Origin of the sequence: Allobaileyella intestinalis, assembly GCF_009695865.1 — a bacterium.
GTDB lineage: Bacteria > Bacillota > Clostridia > Peptostreptococcales > Anaerovoracaceae > Allobaileyella > Allobaileyella intestinalis.
In genome coordinates this window covers 204,584-223,094 of record NZ_VUNB01000001.1, presented here as the reverse complement: position 1 = coordinate 223,094, position 18,511 = coordinate 204,584, and the positions used below count along the sequence as shown (strand labels likewise).

15 protein-coding genes are annotated in these 18,511 nt (G+C 46.9%); 3 read left to right on the top strand and 12 right to left on the bottom strand.

All coding sequences use genetic code 11. The features are described from left to right. Nucleotides 1-29 precede the first annotated feature (29 nt). The 7 genes from murD to mraZ form a co-directional block, all read right to left on the bottom strand. Nucleotides 30-1,454 carry a UDP-N-acetylmuramoyl-L-alanine--D-glutamate ligase gene (gene murD / locus FYJ66_RS00990; protein ID WP_154571660.1) on the bottom strand — a complete coding sequence of 475 codons (1,425 nt, stop codon included), beginning with the start codon at nt 1,452-1,454 and terminating at the stop codon, nt 30-32. Nucleotides 1,455-1,472: 18 nt separating this feature from the next. After that, nucleotides 1,473-2,435, bottom strand: a complete 963-nt coding sequence (gene mraY, locus FYJ66_RS00985) for a phospho-N-acetylmuramoyl-pentapeptide-transferase (RefSeq protein WP_154571659.1) — start codon at nt 2,433-2,435, stop codon at nt 1,473-1,475. A gap of 65 nt (nt 2,436-2,500) precedes the next feature. Continuing rightward, nucleotides 2,501-3,958 (bottom strand): UDP-N-acetylmuramoyl-tripeptide--D-alanyl-D-alanine ligase, encoded by a 1,458-nt coding sequence (locus FYJ66_RS00980; RefSeq protein WP_154571658.1) that lies wholly within the window; start codon nt 3,956-3,958, stop codon nt 2,501-2,503. A 40-nt stretch (nt 3,959-3,998) separates the two neighbouring features. Continuing rightward, nucleotides 3,999-6,068, bottom strand: a complete 2,070-nt coding sequence (locus tag FYJ66_RS00975; protein ID WP_154571657.1) for a penicillin-binding transpeptidase domain-containing protein — start codon at nt 6,066-6,068, stop codon at nt 3,999-4,001. A gap of 67 nt (nt 6,069-6,135) precedes the next feature. After that, complete coding sequence (locus FYJ66_RS00970; protein ID WP_206156941.1) at nt 6,136-6,549, bottom strand: FtsB family cell division protein; 414 nt, start codon at nt 6,547-6,549, stop codon at nt 6,136-6,138. 1 nt (nt 6,550) lies between these two features. After that, entirely contained in the window at nt 6,551-7,507 is a 957-nt protein-coding gene (rsmH, locus tag FYJ66_RS00965) for a 16S rRNA (cytosine(1402)-N(4))-methyltransferase RsmH (protein WP_154571655.1), read from the bottom strand. Between the two features lie 53 nt (nt 7,508-7,560). Continuing rightward, nucleotides 7,561-7,992 (bottom strand): division/cell wall cluster transcriptional repressor MraZ, encoded by a 432-nt coding sequence (gene mraZ / locus FYJ66_RS00960; RefSeq protein WP_154571654.1) that lies wholly within the window; start codon nt 7,990-7,992, stop codon nt 7,561-7,563. A gap of 428 nt (nt 7,993-8,420) precedes the next feature. Here mraZ and FYJ66_RS00955 point away from each other — a divergent pair, with 428 nt between their 5' ends. Continuing rightward, complete coding sequence (locus FYJ66_RS00955) at nt 8,421-9,308, top strand: YitT family protein (RefSeq protein WP_206156940.1); 888 nt, start codon at nt 8,421-8,423, stop codon at nt 9,306-9,308. Nucleotides 9,309-9,416: 108 nt separating this feature from the next. Here the strand turns inward: FYJ66_RS00955 and FYJ66_RS00950 are convergent, their stop codons facing one another. Next, nucleotides 9,417-10,637, bottom strand: a complete 1,221-nt coding sequence (locus FYJ66_RS00950) for a homocysteine S-methyltransferase family protein (protein ID WP_154571652.1) — start codon at nt 10,635-10,637, stop codon at nt 9,417-9,419. 2 nt (nt 10,638-10,639) lie between these two features. Further along, nucleotides 10,640-12,277, bottom strand: coding sequence for an ASKHA domain-containing protein (locus tag FYJ66_RS00945; protein WP_154571651.1), 1,638 nt, complete (start codon nt 12,275-12,277; stop codon nt 10,640-10,642). Between the two features lie 168 nt (nt 12,278-12,445). On the opposite strand from FYJ66_RS00945, the gene FYJ66_RS00940 reads away from it, so the two are divergent. Continuing rightward, nucleotides 12,446-12,979 (top strand): DUF2284 domain-containing protein, encoded by a 534-nt coding sequence (locus FYJ66_RS00940; RefSeq protein WP_206156939.1) that lies wholly within the window; start codon nt 12,446-12,448, stop codon nt 12,977-12,979. A gap of 95 nt (nt 12,980-13,074) precedes the next feature. Further along, a complete protein-coding gene (locus FYJ66_RS09380) occupies nt 13,075-14,841 on the top strand; it encodes a cobalamin-dependent protein (protein ID WP_338071066.1) in 1,767 nt (588 codons plus the stop codon). A 102-nt stretch (nt 14,842-14,943) separates the two neighbouring features. Here the strand turns inward: FYJ66_RS09380 and FYJ66_RS00925 are convergent, their stop codons facing one another. The 3 genes from FYJ66_RS00925 to FYJ66_RS00915 all read right to left on the bottom strand — a co-directional run bounded on the left by FYJ66_RS00925 (nt 14,944) and on the right by FYJ66_RS00915 (nt 18,473). After that, the gene (locus FYJ66_RS00925; RefSeq protein WP_154571649.1) at nt 14,944-15,504 is read right to left on the bottom strand and encodes a LemA family protein; all 561 of its coding nucleotides are present in this window, start codon (nt 15,502-15,504) and stop codon (nt 14,944-14,946) included. A gap of 68 nt (nt 15,505-15,572) precedes the next feature. Next, on the bottom strand, nt 15,573-17,501 hold the full coding sequence (locus tag FYJ66_RS00920; RefSeq protein WP_154571648.1) for a DUF2207 domain-containing protein: 1,929 nt from the start codon (nt 17,499-17,501) through the stop codon (nt 15,573-15,575). Between the two features lie 213 nt (nt 17,502-17,714). Beyond that, on the bottom strand, nt 17,715-18,473 hold the full coding sequence (locus FYJ66_RS00915) for a nucleoside phosphorylase (protein WP_154571647.1): 759 nt from the start codon (nt 18,471-18,473) through the stop codon (nt 17,715-17,717). Nucleotides 18,474-18,511 lie beyond the last annotated feature (38 nt).

Genomic DNA, 18,511 nt, shown 5'->3' with positions numbered 1-18,511 from the left:
TTGTCTCCATATTCTGTTTGCAGACCGGTTTATTTCAAAAGCTGGTTAACGCAGTCTTTGAAATGGTCACCTCTCTGCTCGTAGTTATCATACATATCCCAGCTTGCACAGGCCGGTGAAAGAAGGACGTTGTCTCCAGCCTCAGCCAGTTCAACAGCTTTTCTGACACAGCAGTTCATGTCTTTCTCATAGAAGATGCTGGTGAAACCTGCCTTCTCTGCTGCATCTCCGATAATCTTCCCGTCTCTTCCCAGGAGAATGAGGTGTTTGACCGGTCCATTCAGGCGCTTTGCAAACTCTGTAAAGTCCTGGGCCTTGCCGTCGCCACCTGCAATAAGAATTATATTTTCCCTTATGGCATTGATGGCGATTATTGCTGCATCAGTATTTGTTCCTTTGGAATCGTTGTAGAACTTCACTCCGTCCACGTTTCCGCAGTATTCAATTCTGTGTTCAACTCCAGGGAAAGCCTTGATTGTTTCTCCGATGATTTCCGGAGAAATGCCGGCGCAGAATCCGATGGCTGCAGCAGCCAGGGCGTTTTCGATATTGTGGTCACCGATGATCTTCAGCTCATCTTTTCCACAGAAATCGCGGATCTTTCCGTTGCTGTCTCTGAACACCAGTCTGTCGTTGTAAAGGCAGGCTCCGTATTCCAGTTCTTTCTTGCGGCTGAATGGAACAATCTTTGCTCTGCATCCGTATTTCTCAGGAAGTTCCATGGCTTCTCTGCTGTCGCAGTTGATGACGAGGAAATCATCTTCTGTCTGGTTCTTGAAGACAGCTGCCTTTGCCTCTCCGTACCGCTCCATTGTTTTGTGGCGGTTCAGGTGATCTGGCGTTAAATTCAGAACTGCTGAAATATGAGGCCTGAAGGTTTCTGTTGTCTCCAGCTGGAAGCTGCTGACCTCTGCAATCATCCACTCATCGTCTGTGGATTCCAGGGCTCTCGACATAACTGCCACGCCTATGTTTCCTACTACAGCTGTATTTCTGTCTGCGTTGCGGAAAATATTTCCAACCAGTGTAGTTGTAGTTGTTTTACCGTTAGTTCCAGTTATGCCTACGTAGGTTCCCTTGGAAAGTCTGTAGGCCATCTCCAGCTCGCCAATGACTTCCACGCCCATGTCCCGTGCAGTGCACAGGAATTCAAGGTCTGATGCAACACCAGGGCTCAGGACTATGGTGTCATACTGTCCTACATTGTCAGGACTGGCACCGAAAATATATGGAATGTTTTCTTTCTCCAGCCAGGTCACCAGTTTCGGATCAATTTTATCCCTGGTCTTGGAGTCCTGGCAGGTTACCTTTGCTCCAAGCTCATGGAGTGTTCTGGCCGATGCAACCCCTGATCTGCCCATTCCAACAACAAGAATCTCCTTGCCTTTAACGGCTTTTCTGTTCTCTTCGGCAGCGTCCAGACCTGCCTTAGTTTCCTTGCTTATATTTTCCATACCCGTCCTCCTTTATTCCTAAACCATGGAACAGTATCCGATCAGACAGCAAAGGGCTGTGAAACCGGAAAACATAAGAACTACTTTTACCTCGCTCATTCCTCCCAGCTCGAAGTGATGGTGAAGAGGCGCCATCCGGAAAATCCTTTTTCCTCCTGTCTTCTTGAAATATGTGACCTGAATAATTACTGAAAGGGCTTCAAGCACATATATGAGACCAATAATTGGAAGAATAAATTCCTTTCCCGTCACTATGGTTACTGCTGACAGAAATCCCCCAAGGGCCATGGAGCCCGTATCTCCCATGAAGATCTTAGCCGGATGCTTGTTGAAAAGCAGAAATCCGCACAGTGATCCGGCCAGTATGATGCCAGAAGCTGAAAGGACTCTGTCACCGGTGCTGTGACCGATGGCAGCCATTCCAATGCCGGCGATTATTGTTACGGAAGATGCAAGTCCGTCAAGTCCGTCTGTCAGATTGACGCTGTTCGACATTGCAATTTCCACGAAAATTACGAACGGTATATACAGATATCCCAGGTTCACCCAAACCTTCGCAAAAGGAATGAACACCGATGTGCCGGCTTCTCCCCTGTACATCATGTACAGGGCTATGGCGCCGCCAAAGATCAGCTGAAGCACCACCTTCTGTTTCGGGTTAAGGCCCAGGTTATTCTTTTTTGCTATCTTCTCAAAATCGTCCAGGAATCCTATGAGGCCAAAGCCCAGCATGGTCAGTATGATGACAATGCTGTCCATATCTGTTCCCGCATATGCCAGAATGCCTATTGCTGTGCCGGCCACTATGGCAATGCCTCCCATAGTAGGCGTTCCCTGCTTGCTCAGATGGGCCTGTGGTCCTACTTCCCGGATGTATTGTCCAAATTGTTTTCTGTGAAAGTACGGTATCAGAAAAAATGTTCCAACGGCCGTTACCAGAAAGGCTATAACGAAATACGGTATAAGGGATTCTCTGCTCATGTAAATGTTTCCTTACTAATTAATATTGGCTGTCGTTTCCAGTGCAAAACATCATGAAAGCAGTCTTAGCCCTCATTTCCACAATCTGCAAGGTGCTTGGCCAGATGTTCAAGCTCCATGGTTCTGGAGGCCTTGACTATGACCACATCATCCTTTTGGAGAACTGATGGAAGCTCCTTCTCTGCCTCTTCTCTGTTCTTATAGCAGATCACTTCTGTTTTGCTGTTGCCGGAACCGGCTTTTTTCTGAAGTTCAGCTCCCTTTCCAATCTCTTCTCCCAACTGGCCAACTGTAACCAGAAGTTCAAGTCCTGAATCAGCTGCATATCGTCCCACCGACTGGTGCAGATCTGCAGATTTCTCTCCCAGTTCGTACATGTCGCCTAGAACTGCAACGCCCCTGCCTTTGCTTCGGTTCACAATGTCAATGGCGCCTTTCATGGATTCCGGGCTGGCATTGTAAGCATCGTTGATGACAGTGTATTTTGCAGTTCTGGTTACATCCAGCCTGTTGGCATTCAGCTCTACATTTCTCACTGCTTCTATTCCATCATGAACATCTATGCCCAGCTCTGCTCCAAGAGCAATTGCCAGGGAAGCGTTCCACAAGTTGTGAGAGCCGATTACCGGGATGGACAGGGTTTCCTGTTTCTTCTCCAGGTTATTCTGGTCGCTAAACTCCAGCGTGCATTTTACACCATCTATTCCCTCATCGCAAATGTTGGAAATCCTGTAATTCCAGTGGATTCCTGTACCTATGGTGACTATCTTGAAATTTCCTTCTGTATTTTTTCTTATCCACTGAGGATCCAGCATAGGATTGTCAGCATTTACAATCAGCTTTCCACCATTTCCCTTGAATCCCGTGGTGACAGCAAGCTTTGCTTTGGCAAGATTTTCCCTGCTGCCGAAAACCTCCATGTGAGCGGAACCGATAGTCGTAACAACTGCAGCTTCTGGTTTTACCATATCCACCAGCTCTTCCATAGGAGCTCCATGACCCAGACCTATTTCAATAACGGCCATTTCTGTCTGGGGATCCAGCCTGAAAATTGTCAGGGGTATTCCATATTCACTGTTAAGGTTTCCTGGAGTTTTTCCAGTCCTGAACTTTGAAGAGAGGACGCTGTATACAAATTCCTTTGTGCTTGTCTTTCCCACAGAGCCTGTAACTGCTACTCTTCTCAATTCAGGCCAGTCATCCATGTACCTGCGGGCAAGCCTCATGATCGCTTTGGTTGTATCATCCACCAGAATGGTGTTCACATCTCCTCTGACCACCATTTTTTCTGCCCAATCCTCATCTGAAACTACTACCGTATGGCATCCTCGTGAAACCACGTCGTTTAGATATACATGAGCATCTGTCCGGGCCCCTATTATGGCGAAAAACAGTCCGTTTTCAGCGGCATCCCGGGAATCTATGGCTACATTATCTGCGAAATCGTACTTGCCCCCTTCAGCTCTTGAAAGGAGCTTTCCTTCAGTTCCCTCTGCTATATATTCTATTGACAGTGGTTTCATCTTGTTTCCTTTCGGTAAAAATATTTTTGTAATAGCCGGCTTACTTGCTGTACAGATATACTGTGGTTCCCTTGACAGCCTTCGTTCCTGCCTTTGGATACTGATCAACAACGCTGAAGGAAGTTTTTTCCTGTCCTGCAGGTACTGATTTAACGTTCAGCCCTACAGCCTGAATCTTCTTCAAAGCTTCCTGACTGTCTGTGTTGGTAACATCTGGAACAGTTACTTCGCTTTTGCTGAGGGCAGCTTCTTCCCTGCTGTTGTACTTTCTCTCCACACCCTTATATACCAGGGTTTTTTCGAGAATATTCTTTACGATAGGTCCGGCAGTTGTGGCACCGAACTCTCCCTTTGAAGGTTTTCTGACCAGTACCAGGACAGATATCTGTGGATCATCCATTGGGGCCATGGCAACAAAGGACGTTACCCTGTCCTCGGAGTATCCGCCGTTTTCTGCAATGTTAGCAGTACCTGTTTTTCCTCCAACTCTGTATCCCGGAATGTATGCGCTTGTTCCACCTGCGTCGCTTACGTAGTACTCCATGATGTCGCGCATCTGGTCGGCCGTTTCTTTGGCAATCACCTGGCGGACAGCAACGTCCGGGAAGTTCTTTACGGTATTTCCTTTTTTGTCGACTATTTTCTGGACTACCTTTGGCTTCATCAGCACTCCGTCATTTCCCAGGGAATTTACTGCAGTCAGAAGCTGAAGAGGCGTTACTGCGATTCCCTGACCATAACCTGTGGTGGCCAGATCTACGTTGTTCATGTTCTTGGTGTTCTTGATGATGGCTGTTCCCTCTCCCGGAAGGTCAACATTTGTCTTCTGGTTGAATCCGAACAGATCTATGTACCTGTAGAGCTTTACTGCTCCCAGATCCAGGGCTACCTTGGCAAGAGCCGGGTTACATGAATTTCCTACAGCTTCTTTAATGTCCTGGAGGCCATGGTGGGAATTGTTCCAGCAGTGGAGCATCGTGCCGTCAACGTTAATGGCACCGTCACAGTAATATCTGGAATTCATGGTTGCAGAGCCTGTGTCAAGAGCTGCCGATGCTGTAATAAGCTTGAAAGTAGAACCTGGCTCGTAGACTCCGCTTACTATGGAGTTGGTCCACATCCGGCTGAGATAATCACTCTGCTCTTTGGTGCTCAGGTTTTTAAAACTGTTGTAATCATCGTCGCTTGACGGCCTGTACGGGTCATTAGGATTGTAGTTGGGAGTGCTGGCCATGGCCAGTACATCTCCAGTACGGGGATTCATTACGATACATGAAATGGACTCAGCCTCTGTATCTTTCATTCCCTGGGCAAGAGCATCTTCAACATAGTGCTGAATCACCTCGTCTATACTGGTTACAAGACTGTCTCCATCCTTGGTAGCATAATACTTGCTGCTGGATGTAGCCAGTGGATTTCCCTGACTGTCTGTATTTCTGATAACCCTTCCCTTAACTCCTGACAGGGTTGAATTATATTCATATTCCAGTCCCATAAGTCCGTTGTTGTCGGAGTTTACTCCGCCAAGAAGCTGGGCTGCAAAGGCGCCGTTCGGATATGACCTTGTCACCTTGGTTTTCACCACAATGGAGTTTCCGAATTCCTTGTTTGCCTTTTTTATCTGAGACTGTTTAAGGCCGTCGGCCAGGAGGACGGGATTTTCTTTTCCCTTGAGAGCCTTCTCTATATCAGCCTGATCTTTTCCTGTAATCTCTGCCAGCTTACGGACGTTCTCCTTTTTCTCCGACTGGCTGATTCCATCTGCTCTGTATAGTTCGTTAGTATATCCGTAAAGCTGATATTCTGTTACGGTCTGGGCAAGAGCCTTCATGTTTGAATCGTAGATGTTCCCTCTCACCGGATCCAGGGAGGTATCTACGGTCTGCATTTCAGTTGCCTTAACCTGAAGATCGTCGGCTCTCACTACCTGCCACCAGGCGTCCTTGAAAATCAGATACACCATCACTATCATGATGAGTGCGAAAACCACAGAAAGTCTCTGGCGGTTCTTCTGGTCCACCGTAACGGATCTTCGCCGTGTCCGCTTTTCCTCTCTTTTTTTCTTCTTTTTCAAATATTCTTCTATTTGCTTGTCACTATATTGTGCCATTATGCTCCCCTGTTATCAAAAGTGCCACTACCCCGTCCGGGATAAGTGGCTCAGATGATTTACCCAGTTAGTTGTAAGCCTCATCCTTTATGGTTGCTGCAAGATCGGAATTGGTGTTTTTCTGATCACCTATGGCAATGCAGTTCTGTGAATCGGGATGTACCATTCCGTACTGCTCTGTAGCTACCTTTTCAATCTGATCCACATTTGTAGATTCTCCGATCTGATCGTTCAGGGAATCTATTTCTGCCTGAAGATATTCATTATCCTTTTGCAGCTGGGTATTCTCTCTTCTGAGATTGGCGGCGAATGCAGCCATGAACACCAGCAGAAGACAGATTCCGGCAACAGCTATTATAAGGAGGAGCCCTCTGGTCCTCTTTTTCAGTTCATTCCGGCTGATACCAGCAGTTTTTCTTCTCCCGGAGGATCTGCTTATAGATCTTCCATTCAGATGGCTAGTTGCTCCTGCCGTCGTCATTTCATTCCTCCCTGCTGGCTGCATCCAGCTTTTCTATAACTCTGAGCTTTGCGCTTCTTGCTCTTGGATTAGCTTCCAGTTCCTCTTTACCGGGAACTACAGGCTTTCCTGTCACTTTTTTTACATCAGGCACCTTTCCGCATACGCACACTGGAATATTCTTAGGACAGGTGCAAGGATTGAGTCTCTTGTTAAATGCCTGCTTAACAATCCTGTCTTCCAGAGAATGGAATGTTATTATGGCAAGTCTCCCTCCTGGTGCGAGAATGTCCGGAAGGCTTTCAGCGGCTTTCCTTACGTGGTCCAGTTCGCCGTTTACCTCAATTCGTATTGCCTGAAATGTCCGTTTTGCCGGGTGGGGTCCTTCCCTCCTGGCTCTGGCAGGTATGGCTGCCTTTATCACATCTACCAGCTCTCCTGTGGACATCAGTGGGGAATTATCCCTGCTGCGTACAATAAACTGGGCAATACGGGAGGCCCATCTTTCCTCTCCATATTCCCGGATAATCCTCTCCAGCTCCTTCTGGTCATACTTGTTTACCACGTCGTATGCCGTCAGGCTGTCGTCCTCATCCATTCTCATGTCCAGAGGAGCATCATGCATGTAGGAAAATCCTCTGTCAGGATTGTCCAGCTGAAATGACGACACTCCCAGATCAAGGAGAATCCCGTCTGCTCCACGGGGTCCGCACTGGTTTTTCAATGTTTCTATGTCACTGTAATTAGTGTGCACAAATTTCTTGCTGCAGCTGTAAGGCTCCAGCCTTTTTTCCGATGCCCTCAGGGCATCCATGTCTCTGTCAACTGCCACAAGCAGGCCTTTTCCTTCCAGCCTCTGGCATATTCCTGAAGAATGACCTCCTCCACCAGTGGTTCCATCTATATATGTGCCCCCTGGAGTAACTTTCAGAGCCTCCATGGTTTCATTAAAAAGAACTGGCACATGTCTGAATTCCATTCCTGCACCTCCACACAATCTGCTCACTGCCGTACCAATGGAAAAATCCATGATTACAGGTCGTAAGATTCCAACTTTCTGACAAAATCCTCGTTATCCATGAGGTTCTCGTCTTCCGGATCGTGATAGACTTCTCTGCTCCAGACTTCGATCTTGTCCAGGGCTCCGAGAGTTATCAGATCCTTGTTGATCCCTGCATACCGAATAAGATTCTGTGGAATATGGATCCGGCCCTGGGAATCCAGATTACATTCCTCTGCATTTGAGAAGAACTGCCTGATAAACCGTCTCACGTCTCTGTCGGTTTGTCTGAGTTTGCTGATCTTCTCAACCAGAATTTCCCAATCCTCCATAGAATAGATGTAAAGACATTTATCGAATCCTGCCGCCAGCATACAAGTGCCTCCCAGCTGGTTTCTGTACTTAGCCGGGACGATCATACGATTCTTTCCGTCTATTGAGTTTTCATATGTTCCTGTGAACATTTTTCCTCCCGAGACAATCAAAGGATCCTATGAAGAGACACCTTTCCACACTGACTACAGTTTTGTTCCACCATTTTAAACCACTAAACACCACATTTCAACGCAATTACTCCACAGCCGCCTCTTTTACACCACTTTCACTCCACTTTTACAAAAATATTTTTTTTCACATTTTTGCCAGAGCAAAAAAAGCCACAACATGTTGTGACTGATTTATCAAAAATATCTATTAATTGAATTGGATTTTTGGAAAGTTTTTTCACGGGAGGTGGAGGGAAATGGTGTTATTTTTTTCTCCAGAAGCTAATGAAAGGCCCCCTTATGTGGTATTATCGAAGAGGTGCTTTTCTCCCTGGCTTCAGCCTGACCTTAAGCATGAGGGGGGTGGTCAGTACCGTCTTGATTTTTTTGAAAGGTTGCGAACAATCATGAGCCAAATTTTACAGAACAAGAGAACAACGGAGAAACTGCTGCTTACAATATTCGGGAATCTTATTTACGCAGCAGGCAACAACCTGGCAATAATGCCCCTTCACCTTTACAGCGGAGGATTTACTGGTATCGCCCAGCTTATAAGAACTGTTTTTATTCACATCATAGGCCTTCCGGTACCGAAAGATTTCGACATCTTCGGAGTAATCTATTTTCTGATTAATGTGCCCTTCTTCCTTTACGCCTACAAAATCATGGGAAAGAAGTTCTGCCTCACCACCCTTTTTTCCATTGGAATGGCATCAGTATGCCTGTCCATTATTCCAATTCCGGTTAAGCCTTTAATAGAAGACAGAATGCTGGCTGCATTTTTCGGAGGCCTTGGTTCCGGAGTTGGAGCAGGAATGGTTCTCAGAGCCGGCAGTTCTCAGGGCGGACAGGATCTTCTTGGAGTGTGCCTGGCTAAGACCCATCCTAATTTCAAGGTAGGCACTGTCGGAATAATAATCAGCGTCTGTGTATATACATTCTGCCTGTTTATGTATGACATTACCACCGTACTGTATTCCATCGTTTTCGCAGTTGTTACAGGAATGGCTGTAAACCGGGTTCACGTCCAGAATATTAAGATTCAGGCAATGATTTTTACGAAAAAAAGCGGGCTGGCTCACGCTATTATGACCGAACTCCGGAGGGGAGTAACCGTCTGGGAGGGAGAAGGGGCATACACCAACGAAGATTCCCACATTCTTGTAACGGTAATCTCAAAGTATGAGGCTCACCATCTTCAGGAAATCGTGGAAAGAATCGACCCGGACGCCTTTGTGGTTCTGGATGAAAGCGTAACCGTTCTTGGAAACTTCCAGAAGAGATTTACTGAGTAATACCTGCACAACCTTATACGCAAGATTATCAGAAATAAAATCAGAGCCGCCTTCATTTATCCACTGGATAGATGAAAGCAGCTCTTTTCTTGTGCTATTAAATATCTACTAATATACCAGGCCGTACTTGTCTGCCAGAGGTTTAAGAATTTCCTCTCCCAGGCTTCCATCGTACATGGCCCTTCCCTGATATATTCTCAGGGCACTTTCCAGAGCCTCCGGATTATCTGAAACCAGGCACAGTGGTTTTGTGATATTCATCTGGCAATCTGCCAGATTTTCAGCTTCTTCCAGAGTATTGACGGCTATGGTCACTACGGGATAATCAATATCCAGCTCTTCATCCAGGGCATCGGAAAGGTCAGACCCTGCAGCCAGAACCTTTCCCGGACTCACCTGTGGATCAAGAGGGAAAACTCTTTTCTCTGTGGCCAGAGGCAGTTTTCCACTTAAGGCCCATGGCTGTGGTTTTGCGGGCCTTAAAGATCCGCTTTTCTCTTTGATCATCCTTATGTGATCTGGTCCCGTGCCGCAGCAGCCTCCGAAATAGGCAACTCCTGCTCCTGCCAGGTCTCCCAGATATGCGGTAAACTCCTCAGGAGGACAATCATACACAGTCTTCCCATCAACAATCTGAGGCATTCCTGCATTTGGCTTCGCTATCAGAGGCACCGCCGCATAAGGTCTCATTCTCCTGAACTGGTCCACCAGCTTGTCAGGTCCTACAGAGCAGTTAAGGCCGAAAGCGTCAGCGCCCATTCCCTGGAATATGGTAACCAGGGCGGTTACGTCCGATCCCATGAGGGTCTGACCCGTTTCATCACAAGTAAAGCATACAAGAACCGGCTTTTCGCTCACTTCCTTTACGGCCAGCAGTGCAGCCCTGGCTTCTGGCACCGTCATTACCGTTTCGATCACAAAGAGGTCAACCCCTGCTTCCTCCTGTGCCTTTACCTGTTCTTTGTACACGTCCACCATTTCTTCGAAGGACATGTCGCCCAGAGGAAAAAGGAATTTTCCAAGAGGAGAAATGTCGCCGGCAACAAGAGCACTATCTCCTGCTGCCTCCTTTGCAATTTCCACCAGCCTATGGTTATACTCTGTAACCTCGTTGAATATTCCGTTTTCCTCCATCTTAACCCTGTTAGCACCAAAAGTCGGAGCGTAGATAATCTGACTTCCTGCTTCTATGTATTCACGCTCCATCTTCTTTACTACCTCAGGATGTTCAAGCACCCACTTCTCCGTACATTCTTTTCCATTGTAACCACGGTTCTGAAGTTCCGTTCCTGTGGCGCCGTCCAGAATAAAAGGACTGTATATTTCCATCTCTATCCCTCCATGAAAGCCATCTGCTTCAAATATTCATCGTTAAAAATTTTATTTCCTGACAGTTCCAGATAGTGGCATCTTTTCTGAATCGACACCATTTCCTCCCGGAATTCCCGGGACTCCAGTGCCTCTGCAGCCCCTGCCAGAGAGCCATTACCTACGTATACTATTTTACCCTTCAGCCTCTCAGGTATCATGCCGATGGCAGCTGCCGAGTCCGGATCCAGATGGCGGCCAAAGCCTCCTGCTATGTACAGCTTCTCAATGTCTTTGTCCCTGGTTCCGGCCAGCCTCATCATAACCCTTATTCCCGCCATTACTGCGGCCTTTGCCAGCTGAAGTTTTCTTATATCATCTGCTGTAATCCATACCTGGTGATCTTCCGTGAGCCACAGCCTGCCATTTCCGTTCTCATCTTCCTCCAGGAGATTCACAATGAAATCAGGCACTCCCCCTTCTCTTGCATCTTCAGGTGGAAGGAGCCGTCCTCCCCGGTTTACTTCTCCGGTTTTTACCAGAACAGCCAGCAAGTCGATAAGCCCTGAGCCGCAAATCCCCTTTGCCTCTTCATCACCTACAGTTTCAAGAACAAGGCTTTTTCCATCCTCTGCAATCTTAACGCCGCTTACTGCTCCTGGCAATCCCGCCATTCCGCAGGAAATTTCAGCACCTTCGAAAGCCGGCCCCGACGCCACTGAACAGCAGATCAGCCCGTTCCTGCTTCCCAGAACCATCTCGCCGTTAGTTCCCACATCAAGATAAATGTATTTTCCAGAACCATTCCACTGGCAGGCAGCACCTAGTCCCGCAATAATATCTCCACCTACATATCCGGCTGCGCAAGGGGCATAGAAGATTTCCAGTCCAGGCCATCTTCCTTCACCCTCCAGTCTGAAGGAAAGGTCTTCTTCCTTCTCAGGTTCATTTTCCAGGAAAAATGTTTCCGGTTTAAAGGGGGCTGCGGCTATGGAGACAGGGGACCGTCCTGCGAAGATGTGCTGCATTATTGTGTTTCCAGCCAGGCTAAGTCTTACCACCTTGTTTTCCTCTATTCCCTGTTCCCGGCACATCTCCCGGATCATGGAAAAGATCTGGCTTCTGGCGCAGAGGCAAAGTTCCTCCAGTCCACCCTGGTTTTCCATTATGTATTTAACTCTTGAAATAACATCTGCTCCATACCTGGCCTGCCTGTTCCATCCGCTTCTGATACCAGCCTCTTTCCCGTCTGAAAGGCGGCACAGTTTTGCAACAACGGTGGTAGTTCCAAGATCTACAGCTGCTCCGTACAGAGATCCACTGGATATGCCTTCCTTAACAGAAGCAGAAGCTCTGTCTCTTTCAGAAAAAAATCCGGTTTCAATTTCCATGGATGGGCCGCTGTAATCAGGAATCTGGATCCGGCAGTCCTGATCAGGAACAGGAGTCTGGCAGGCCAAAACAGTTTTCAACTCTTCTGATACTTCTGATCCTGCTGATTCGACCTGCACTTTCACCTTGCATTTTTTGCAGGTCCCATTTCCTCCGCAGGGAGCATTTACGAAAAACCCTTTCTGGCGCAGGAAATCAAGCATGTTATCTCCAGGCCTTCCATCAACTGAAACTGCCTTTTTCCCTTGAATAATCTGCACCCTTGACATAGAATTTTCCCTCTCATATAATCGAACTAATTCGTGTAATTCAAACAATTATTATATATATTATTGTATAATTGCAACATATTTATCGTTCAATTTCAACTAATATTTTAATGTTGTATCTGCTATTTTACTGATGTTTTGCCCATGAGATCAGGGAAGGGGGCTGCTGTGAGAGAGGACAGATTGCTTGAACTGGCCCAGCAGGCAGGTTTCGAGCATACTGGAATACTGAATACCGATGCCCTGGTTCTGAGGCCTGAGGTCAGGGACATGTGCGCATCAGGCACATGCAGGAGATACGGCCACTGCTGGACCTGTCCTCCGGGATGCGGGTCCCTGGAGTATCTCCAGCAGAAAATTTCAAAATTTACTGGTGGAATACTGGTGCAGACCACGGAAAAATTGAAAAACGATTTTGAAGTTAAAACCATGCTGGCCGCAGAGAAGAAGCACAAAGACCGCTTTGCCGTTCTGTCCCGACAGGCCAGAATTATTTTTCCAGAATCCATGCCTATGTCAGCCGGATCCTGTACCATCTGCCAGAAATGCACTTATCCTGACAAGCCATGCCGGTTCCCGGACAGAGCCTTTCCTTCAATGGAGGCCTGCGGTCTTGTTATCAACGATGTCTGCCGGGATTCTGGAATGAAGTATAACTACGGTGAGCAAACCATAACATATACATCCTGTGTTCTGATCTGAAGGTTACTGCTTACGGGGACAAATAAAGCAGGGCCATATAACCGGGAAGACATTTTTCACTTCACTAGAGAAAAGATAAAGAAAGGTAAGGGACTATGAAGCCAAAGGATATTTTCATTGAACTCCTGAAGAAGGACGGACGGCCGGAACGGGCACTTAAACAGTACGAAGCCCTGAACGTCGTCCTCTACGACCCAGTAAACGCATATCTTCACGGAAACAGGGTGCGTGGAAAGATGACAAAGGACCGCTGGGGCACATTAATTGATTTTCCAGAAGACGCTCCCGGCACCATTCCTTTCGTCACAGATGAAACAAAGGTAATTAAAGACATCACCCACTGGAGAGACTATGCTGTGGCACCAGACCTGGATGAATGCATAAACGGCGACTGGGAAAAATGCCGCCAGAAAGCTGCAGCCATAGACCCCCATGGGAACAGGCTCCTTACAGCCTTCATGGGAACAGGCATTTTCGAGCAATGCCATTTTCTCATACCATTCACCGATTCTCTCACCTATCTCTATGAGTATCCGGATGAGATGCACCAGCTGATAGACTACATTCTCCAGTACCGGCTGAAACAGGCAGAAATCCTGATTGACAACCTCCATCCCGACGCCATACTATCCCACGATGACTGGGGCACTAAGGATGCGCTGTTCTTCAAGCCTGAAATGTGGAGGAAATTTTTCAAAGAACCGTACCGTCAGTTTTACGGATACATTCGTTCGAGAGGAGTGATTACCATACATCACGCCGACTCTTACTTGGTTCCCATTCTTGACGATATGGCGGAAATAGGAATCCAGGTGTGGCAGGGAGCACTGCCGGAGAACAATATTCCAGAGCAGCTGCGCCGTCTTAATGGAAAAATGGTGCTGATGGGCGGAATTGGTGCGGCTGTTGACAGGGAAGACTCCACAGAAGAGGAGATTCACAAGTATGTTTCCTCTGTTCTTGAAGAGTGCTGCCCTCTTGGCCACTTTATTCCTTGTATCACCTACGGCCTGGCAGGAGCTGTATTCCATCACGTGGATCCGGTAATAGATAGAACCATAGATGAATACAACAACAAACTCCACCTGCCCCACTACTTACAGGAAGCCTCTGTAAAGAGGCAGAAGCCCAATGATGCAGCATCCGGCGGTCAGGGTGAGGCCGGTGCAGCAATTGGCAATACTGAAAGCAGCCTCCAGTCTGGGGAGGATTTTTCAGGAAAACCTGAGGAACTTCTGTCTGCCATTTCTATGGCTCTCCAGGACGGGAAAAAATCCAGGGTAACTGATCTTACCAGGAAGGCCCTTGAAAACGAACTGCCTGCAGATACTATTCTTTCAAGGGGACTGATTTCCGGAATGACCCTTGTGGGAGAAGATTTCACAGCAGGAAAGGTTTTTGTACCTGAAATGCTGATGGCTGCCCAGTGCATGAATGCTGCTACGGATATTCTGAAGCCTCTTCTCACTGCAGGTCCTTCTGACAATTCTCTGGGCACTGCGGTAATAGGCACCGTAAAGGGAGATCTTCACGACATTGGCAAAAACCTGGTGAAGATCATGCTGGAAGGTCAGGGCATTCACGTTGTAGATCTGGGAACAGATGTATCTGCAGAGGAGTTTGTGGAATCGGCCAGAGAAAACAACGCCCAGCTGATCTGTTGTTCTGCAATGCTGACCACTACAATGGACGAAATGAGAAAAGTGGTGGATCTTGTAAGGAAAAGTCCTGATATGGATCATGTGAAGGTAATGATTGGAGGGGCTCCTACCACTCAGGAATATTGTGATGAGATTGGAGCTGACCGATACACAGTTGATGCAGCCTCAGCAGCCAGAGCTGCTGCCGCAATGCTGCAATAAAGAAAAAGTGACTGTCCCTCAGCCTGCCCCCGGAATTTCCGGGCAGGCTCACACTGGACAGTCACTTTTTTACTTGTCTGTATTCTCTTGTCTGTAATAAGTCTATGCGCCGAAGCTGACCTTTACGTTCTCTCTGCTGGTCTGGTCCGTTTCGAACATAGGCTTTTTCTCATAGTGGAACATTGCAGCAATTATGTTTGTAGGGAAGGCCTGAACCTTGATGTTGTACTTCTTTACAACTGCGTTGTAGTACTTTCTTGAGTTGGCAATGTCCTCTTCCACCTTCTTCAGCTGAGCCATCAGTTCCTGGAAATTGGTGTTGGCTTTCAGATCCGGATATGCTTCTGCCACTGCAAACAAGGAACGGAGGGTTCCTGACAGGACGTTTTCGTTGGCCAGCTTTTCTTCCGTTGTTGACGAGCTGCTGACAGCAGATCTGGCGGCAACTACAGCGCTGAGAGTTTCTTTCTCGTGGGCTGCATATCCTTTTACGGTCTCAACAAGGTTAGGAATGAGATCAAATCTCTTCTTCAGATAAACATCCATTGTTGAAAAAGCTTCTTCGCAGTCGTTTCCTGCTTTTACGAAACCGTTGTACATGGTGATTATCATGATCACCAGAAGCAGGATAACCGCAATAATTATAATCAGTGTTATGTTCATAGGTGCTCCTTTCTCATAACTTAATACAGATATTTCCTATGATTAATTTATTGCCATTATGAAGGGTGTTACCAGGCGCCGCCACCGCCGCCGCCGGATCCGCCGCCAGAGAAGCCTCCGCCGGAAAATCCTCCGCCTCCGCCAAAGGATCCCCAGCCTCCGCCTCCTTTATCGCTGGAAGTAACAATGGTGGCAGCTGCAGATCTGTACATAGTGTCCATAAGGTGGTTCATTCTCATGGCATCCATTACCGCAAATGTGGTCACATCATAAGAAGTAAACCATTCCGGTCTGTTGATTTTGATCTGTTCGAACTTCTTTGCCCACACATTAGTAAGTCCCATTACATAGGCATATGGCAGAATATTGTAAAAATAATCCGGGTCTTCTTCTACCAGAGCATTGAGCTTCGGCAGTTCGGCGGATTTTATGAAGTTCCTGAATCCCAGGATCTGGGCCATGGTCTTGGCGCTCCACTTTGTCCTGGTCTTCATTCCCATTATACAAACTGGATAAACAATCAGGAAGGCAAAGATAAACCAGTTTGTTATACGGTCCAGACCTGTTTCAGCGTTGTTTCCCGCTATTGCTATGAAAACTGCGCAGGCAATTAAGTATACAACTGCCCAGATTCCAATTTTTGATGCTGTTTTGGCTCCTTTCCTGCTGAACCGGTATTCATAAACTTTCCTGAACTTCAGCATCAGTCCTGTAAGCACAACTGCTGCAAACAAGCCAATCATTCCCAGAAGCATAAATCCATCAGAGGCCGCCGTATTTCTGTACATAAACAGAATGGATACAGCTGCAGTTATCAGGAAAAACAAACCGCTTCCCAGCATTGCTGCATTCTCCGAGGACTTTGTGAACAGGGCTTTATCACCAGTATAATATGATTCTACGTGGCTTTTTATTGTCTCATAGGCATTGCCCAGTCTGTCGCCGGCCTCTTCCATGGTAACACTGTAACCTGCCGGTTTCAGGTCTGCCTTTGATGTGAACAGCCCCCGGAAAAGCCGCTGAGTGCTTTTGTCCTCTTCAGCCGGAACGTCTGCCACCTTCTCGAACATGAATTTTTTCTTAGAGACCTGATTGATCTTAATATAGCCTTTGTGGGCCATATAGAAAAACATGGCGGTTATGTCCCTGGTGTCCACATTATTATCTATAACATATCCCAGCTGAACAGGATTCATGTCCTCAGGTGGATAAAATTCCACAGTCTCGGCAAATTCCGGGCTTTTGCCTGCCTTGAGACGAAGTATCAGAATGACGGCAATTCCCAGAGCTGCCAGCCCCATAGCCAGCTTGTTCACCCAGTCTATGCTGAGAGCGTCAACCCAGTAACCATCGGGAATTCCTGCAAGGAAGGTAACTCCTGACCTTGAGGGAATATTATTCTTTTCAAAAGTTATAGTGTTGTAATACTTGTCGTAGTTCCAGTCAGCTTTCTGTTCTCTGTCGCTGCCATATCCTCCTGCGTACACCTTCACTCCCTTGAGCTTCAAGTCTGAAGGAAGGTACATCGTTACAGAGGCATGGTCTATGGGAGTGTTCCAGCCAGAAGGGAGAACGTCTGCATAAATATCCGCTGGCTTTCCGCTTCTTTCAATATTGGCCAGAGTGTACTTAATGGTATATGTCTTCCTTCCGGTAACATATCTGTCTGCATCACCAATGCGGATTATTTTATGTCCATCCTGCTTATTAACGTCAAAGTTGGCTCCCTCCACCCGGATGTCTTTGATTCTGTAACTGCCGTCCATTGGAATGTCTCTGTATATTCCGTGGCTTGCATCCGTAAAGTTTACAGTTATGGTTTCAGTATAATCGTATGTATAATCCTTATTTACCTTTACTTTTACATCGTAATTCTCAGTGGTGTAGTTGATTGAATCCCCATTTACTTTATGAGGCATGGCGAAAACCCCCGCTACCAGCATAATCGCCATTAATGCAGTAACCACCCCATGTATTCTTTTTCTTCCTGATCCCATGGCTTCTCCCTTCTTTGAAATCAGAGGATAATCGTAATCCCTCTGGTAAAGATCCAGATTGCAAGTCACAATCAGGTACAATTATCATAATATTTATATCAGATCATGTATAGTACCCGGCAGGTACTTTCAGCAGGAATTCCAGCAAGCAAAAACCGCTTCAGCCTTGATCTTTCAATGGTTAAAGCGGTTGTAAAGTCCTTTACCAGTTGCCTACTTGCTGTTCTCCCTGTCTTTTTCAATAAGTATCTTTACTGCATCAATAACGACATTAAGCGTATGCTCGTTCATCTGTCTGTACGCAAGCACAGCTCCTGCCTTTGCGCCTCTTATCATGGAAACGACAAACACTGCCGCACATTCCATTTCCGAGGCCATTACTCCAGCCTTCTCCCAGGCCTTCCACCGTGAATCCAGGTAGTCGCTGTTTGGCATGCTCTCAGGATCATGCTGACCATAGAAAGAATCCTTAGACTGAGCTATTCCCTCTGTAAAATCATATCCTCTTTCAGCAACAGCTTGAGACAAGGCGCTTGTAACATCTCTGTCCGGAATTGCTGGATATTCAACAGGAACATAGTGCAATGTAGTACCCTCCTGTCGTACTGCTCCAGTAACAACACAACCGTCGTATTTAGGGTCCCAGCTTTCCTTGCAAATAGAGCCACATGTCCCCACACGAATCAGCACCTCTGCTCCTGCGTGAATCAGCTCCTCAACTGCAATTGCTGCAGAACCTCCGCCCATTCCGGTACTTGTAACTGAAACCTTCTCTCCGTCCAGAGTTCCTGTCCAGGTTTTGTGTTCTCTGTTATGAGCCACAAGAACCGGATTGTCCAGATATTCAGCGATTATATCCGTCCGGAAAGGATCTCCTGGCAGAATCACGTACTTGCCGATTTCTCCTTTTTTCACATGAATATGATACTGTCTTCCGTCATCCGTAAGAACTTCTTTACTCTGAATTGCCATTTATCTGTTCCTTTCCTGAATAACATGCTCTCTGGTCA

Coding starts and splice junctions, on each gene's coding strand:
- FYJ66_RS00920 (WP_154571648.1), bottom strand. CDS start 17,501: ATGGGATCAGGAAGAAAAAGAATACATGGGGTGGTTACTGCATTAATG.
- FYJ66_RS00950 (WP_154571652.1), bottom strand. CDS start 10,637: ATGGAAATATACAGTCCTTTTATTCTGGACGGCGCCACAGGAACGGAA.
- FYJ66_RS00975 (WP_154571657.1), bottom strand. CDS start 6,068: ATGGCACAATATAGTGACAAGCAAATAGAAGAATATTTGAAAAAGAAG.
- FYJ66_RS00980 (WP_154571658.1), bottom strand. CDS start 3,958: ATGAAACCACTGTCAATAGAATATATAGCAGAGGGAACTGAAGGAAAG.
- FYJ66_RS00945 (WP_154571651.1), bottom strand. CDS start 12,277: ATGTCAAGGGTGCAGATTATTCAAGGGAAAAAGGCAGTTTCAGTTGAT.
- FYJ66_RS00955 (WP_206156940.1), top strand. CDS start 8,421: ATGAGCCAAATTTTACAGAACAAGAGAACAACGGAGAAACTGCTGCTT.
- rsmH (WP_154571655.1), bottom strand. CDS start 7,507: ATGGAATTCAGACATGTGCCAGTTCTTTTTAATGAAACCATGGAGGCT.
- mraZ (WP_154571654.1), bottom strand. CDS start 7,992: ATGTTCACAGGAACATATGAAAACTCAATAGACGGAAAGAATCGTATG.
- FYJ66_RS00970 (WP_206156941.1), bottom strand. CDS start 6,549: ATGACGACGGCAGGAGCAACTAGCCATCTGAATGGAAGATCTATAAGC.
- FYJ66_RS00925 (WP_154571649.1), bottom strand. CDS start 15,504: ATGAACATAACACTGATTATAATTATTGCGGTTATCCTGCTTCTGGTG.
- murD (WP_154571660.1), bottom strand. CDS start 1,454: ATGGAAAATATAAGCAAGGAAACTAAGGCAGGTCTGGACGCTGCCGAA.
- FYJ66_RS00915 (WP_154571647.1), bottom strand. CDS start 18,473: ATGGCAATTCAGAGTAAAGAAGTTCTTACGGATGACGGAAGACAGTAT.
- FYJ66_RS09380 (WP_338071066.1), top strand. CDS start 13,075: ATGAAGCCAAAGGATATTTTCATTGAACTCCTGAAGAAGGACGGACGG.
- mraY (WP_154571659.1), bottom strand. CDS start 2,435: ATGAGCAGAGAATCCCTTATACCGTATTTCGTTATAGCCTTTCTGGTA.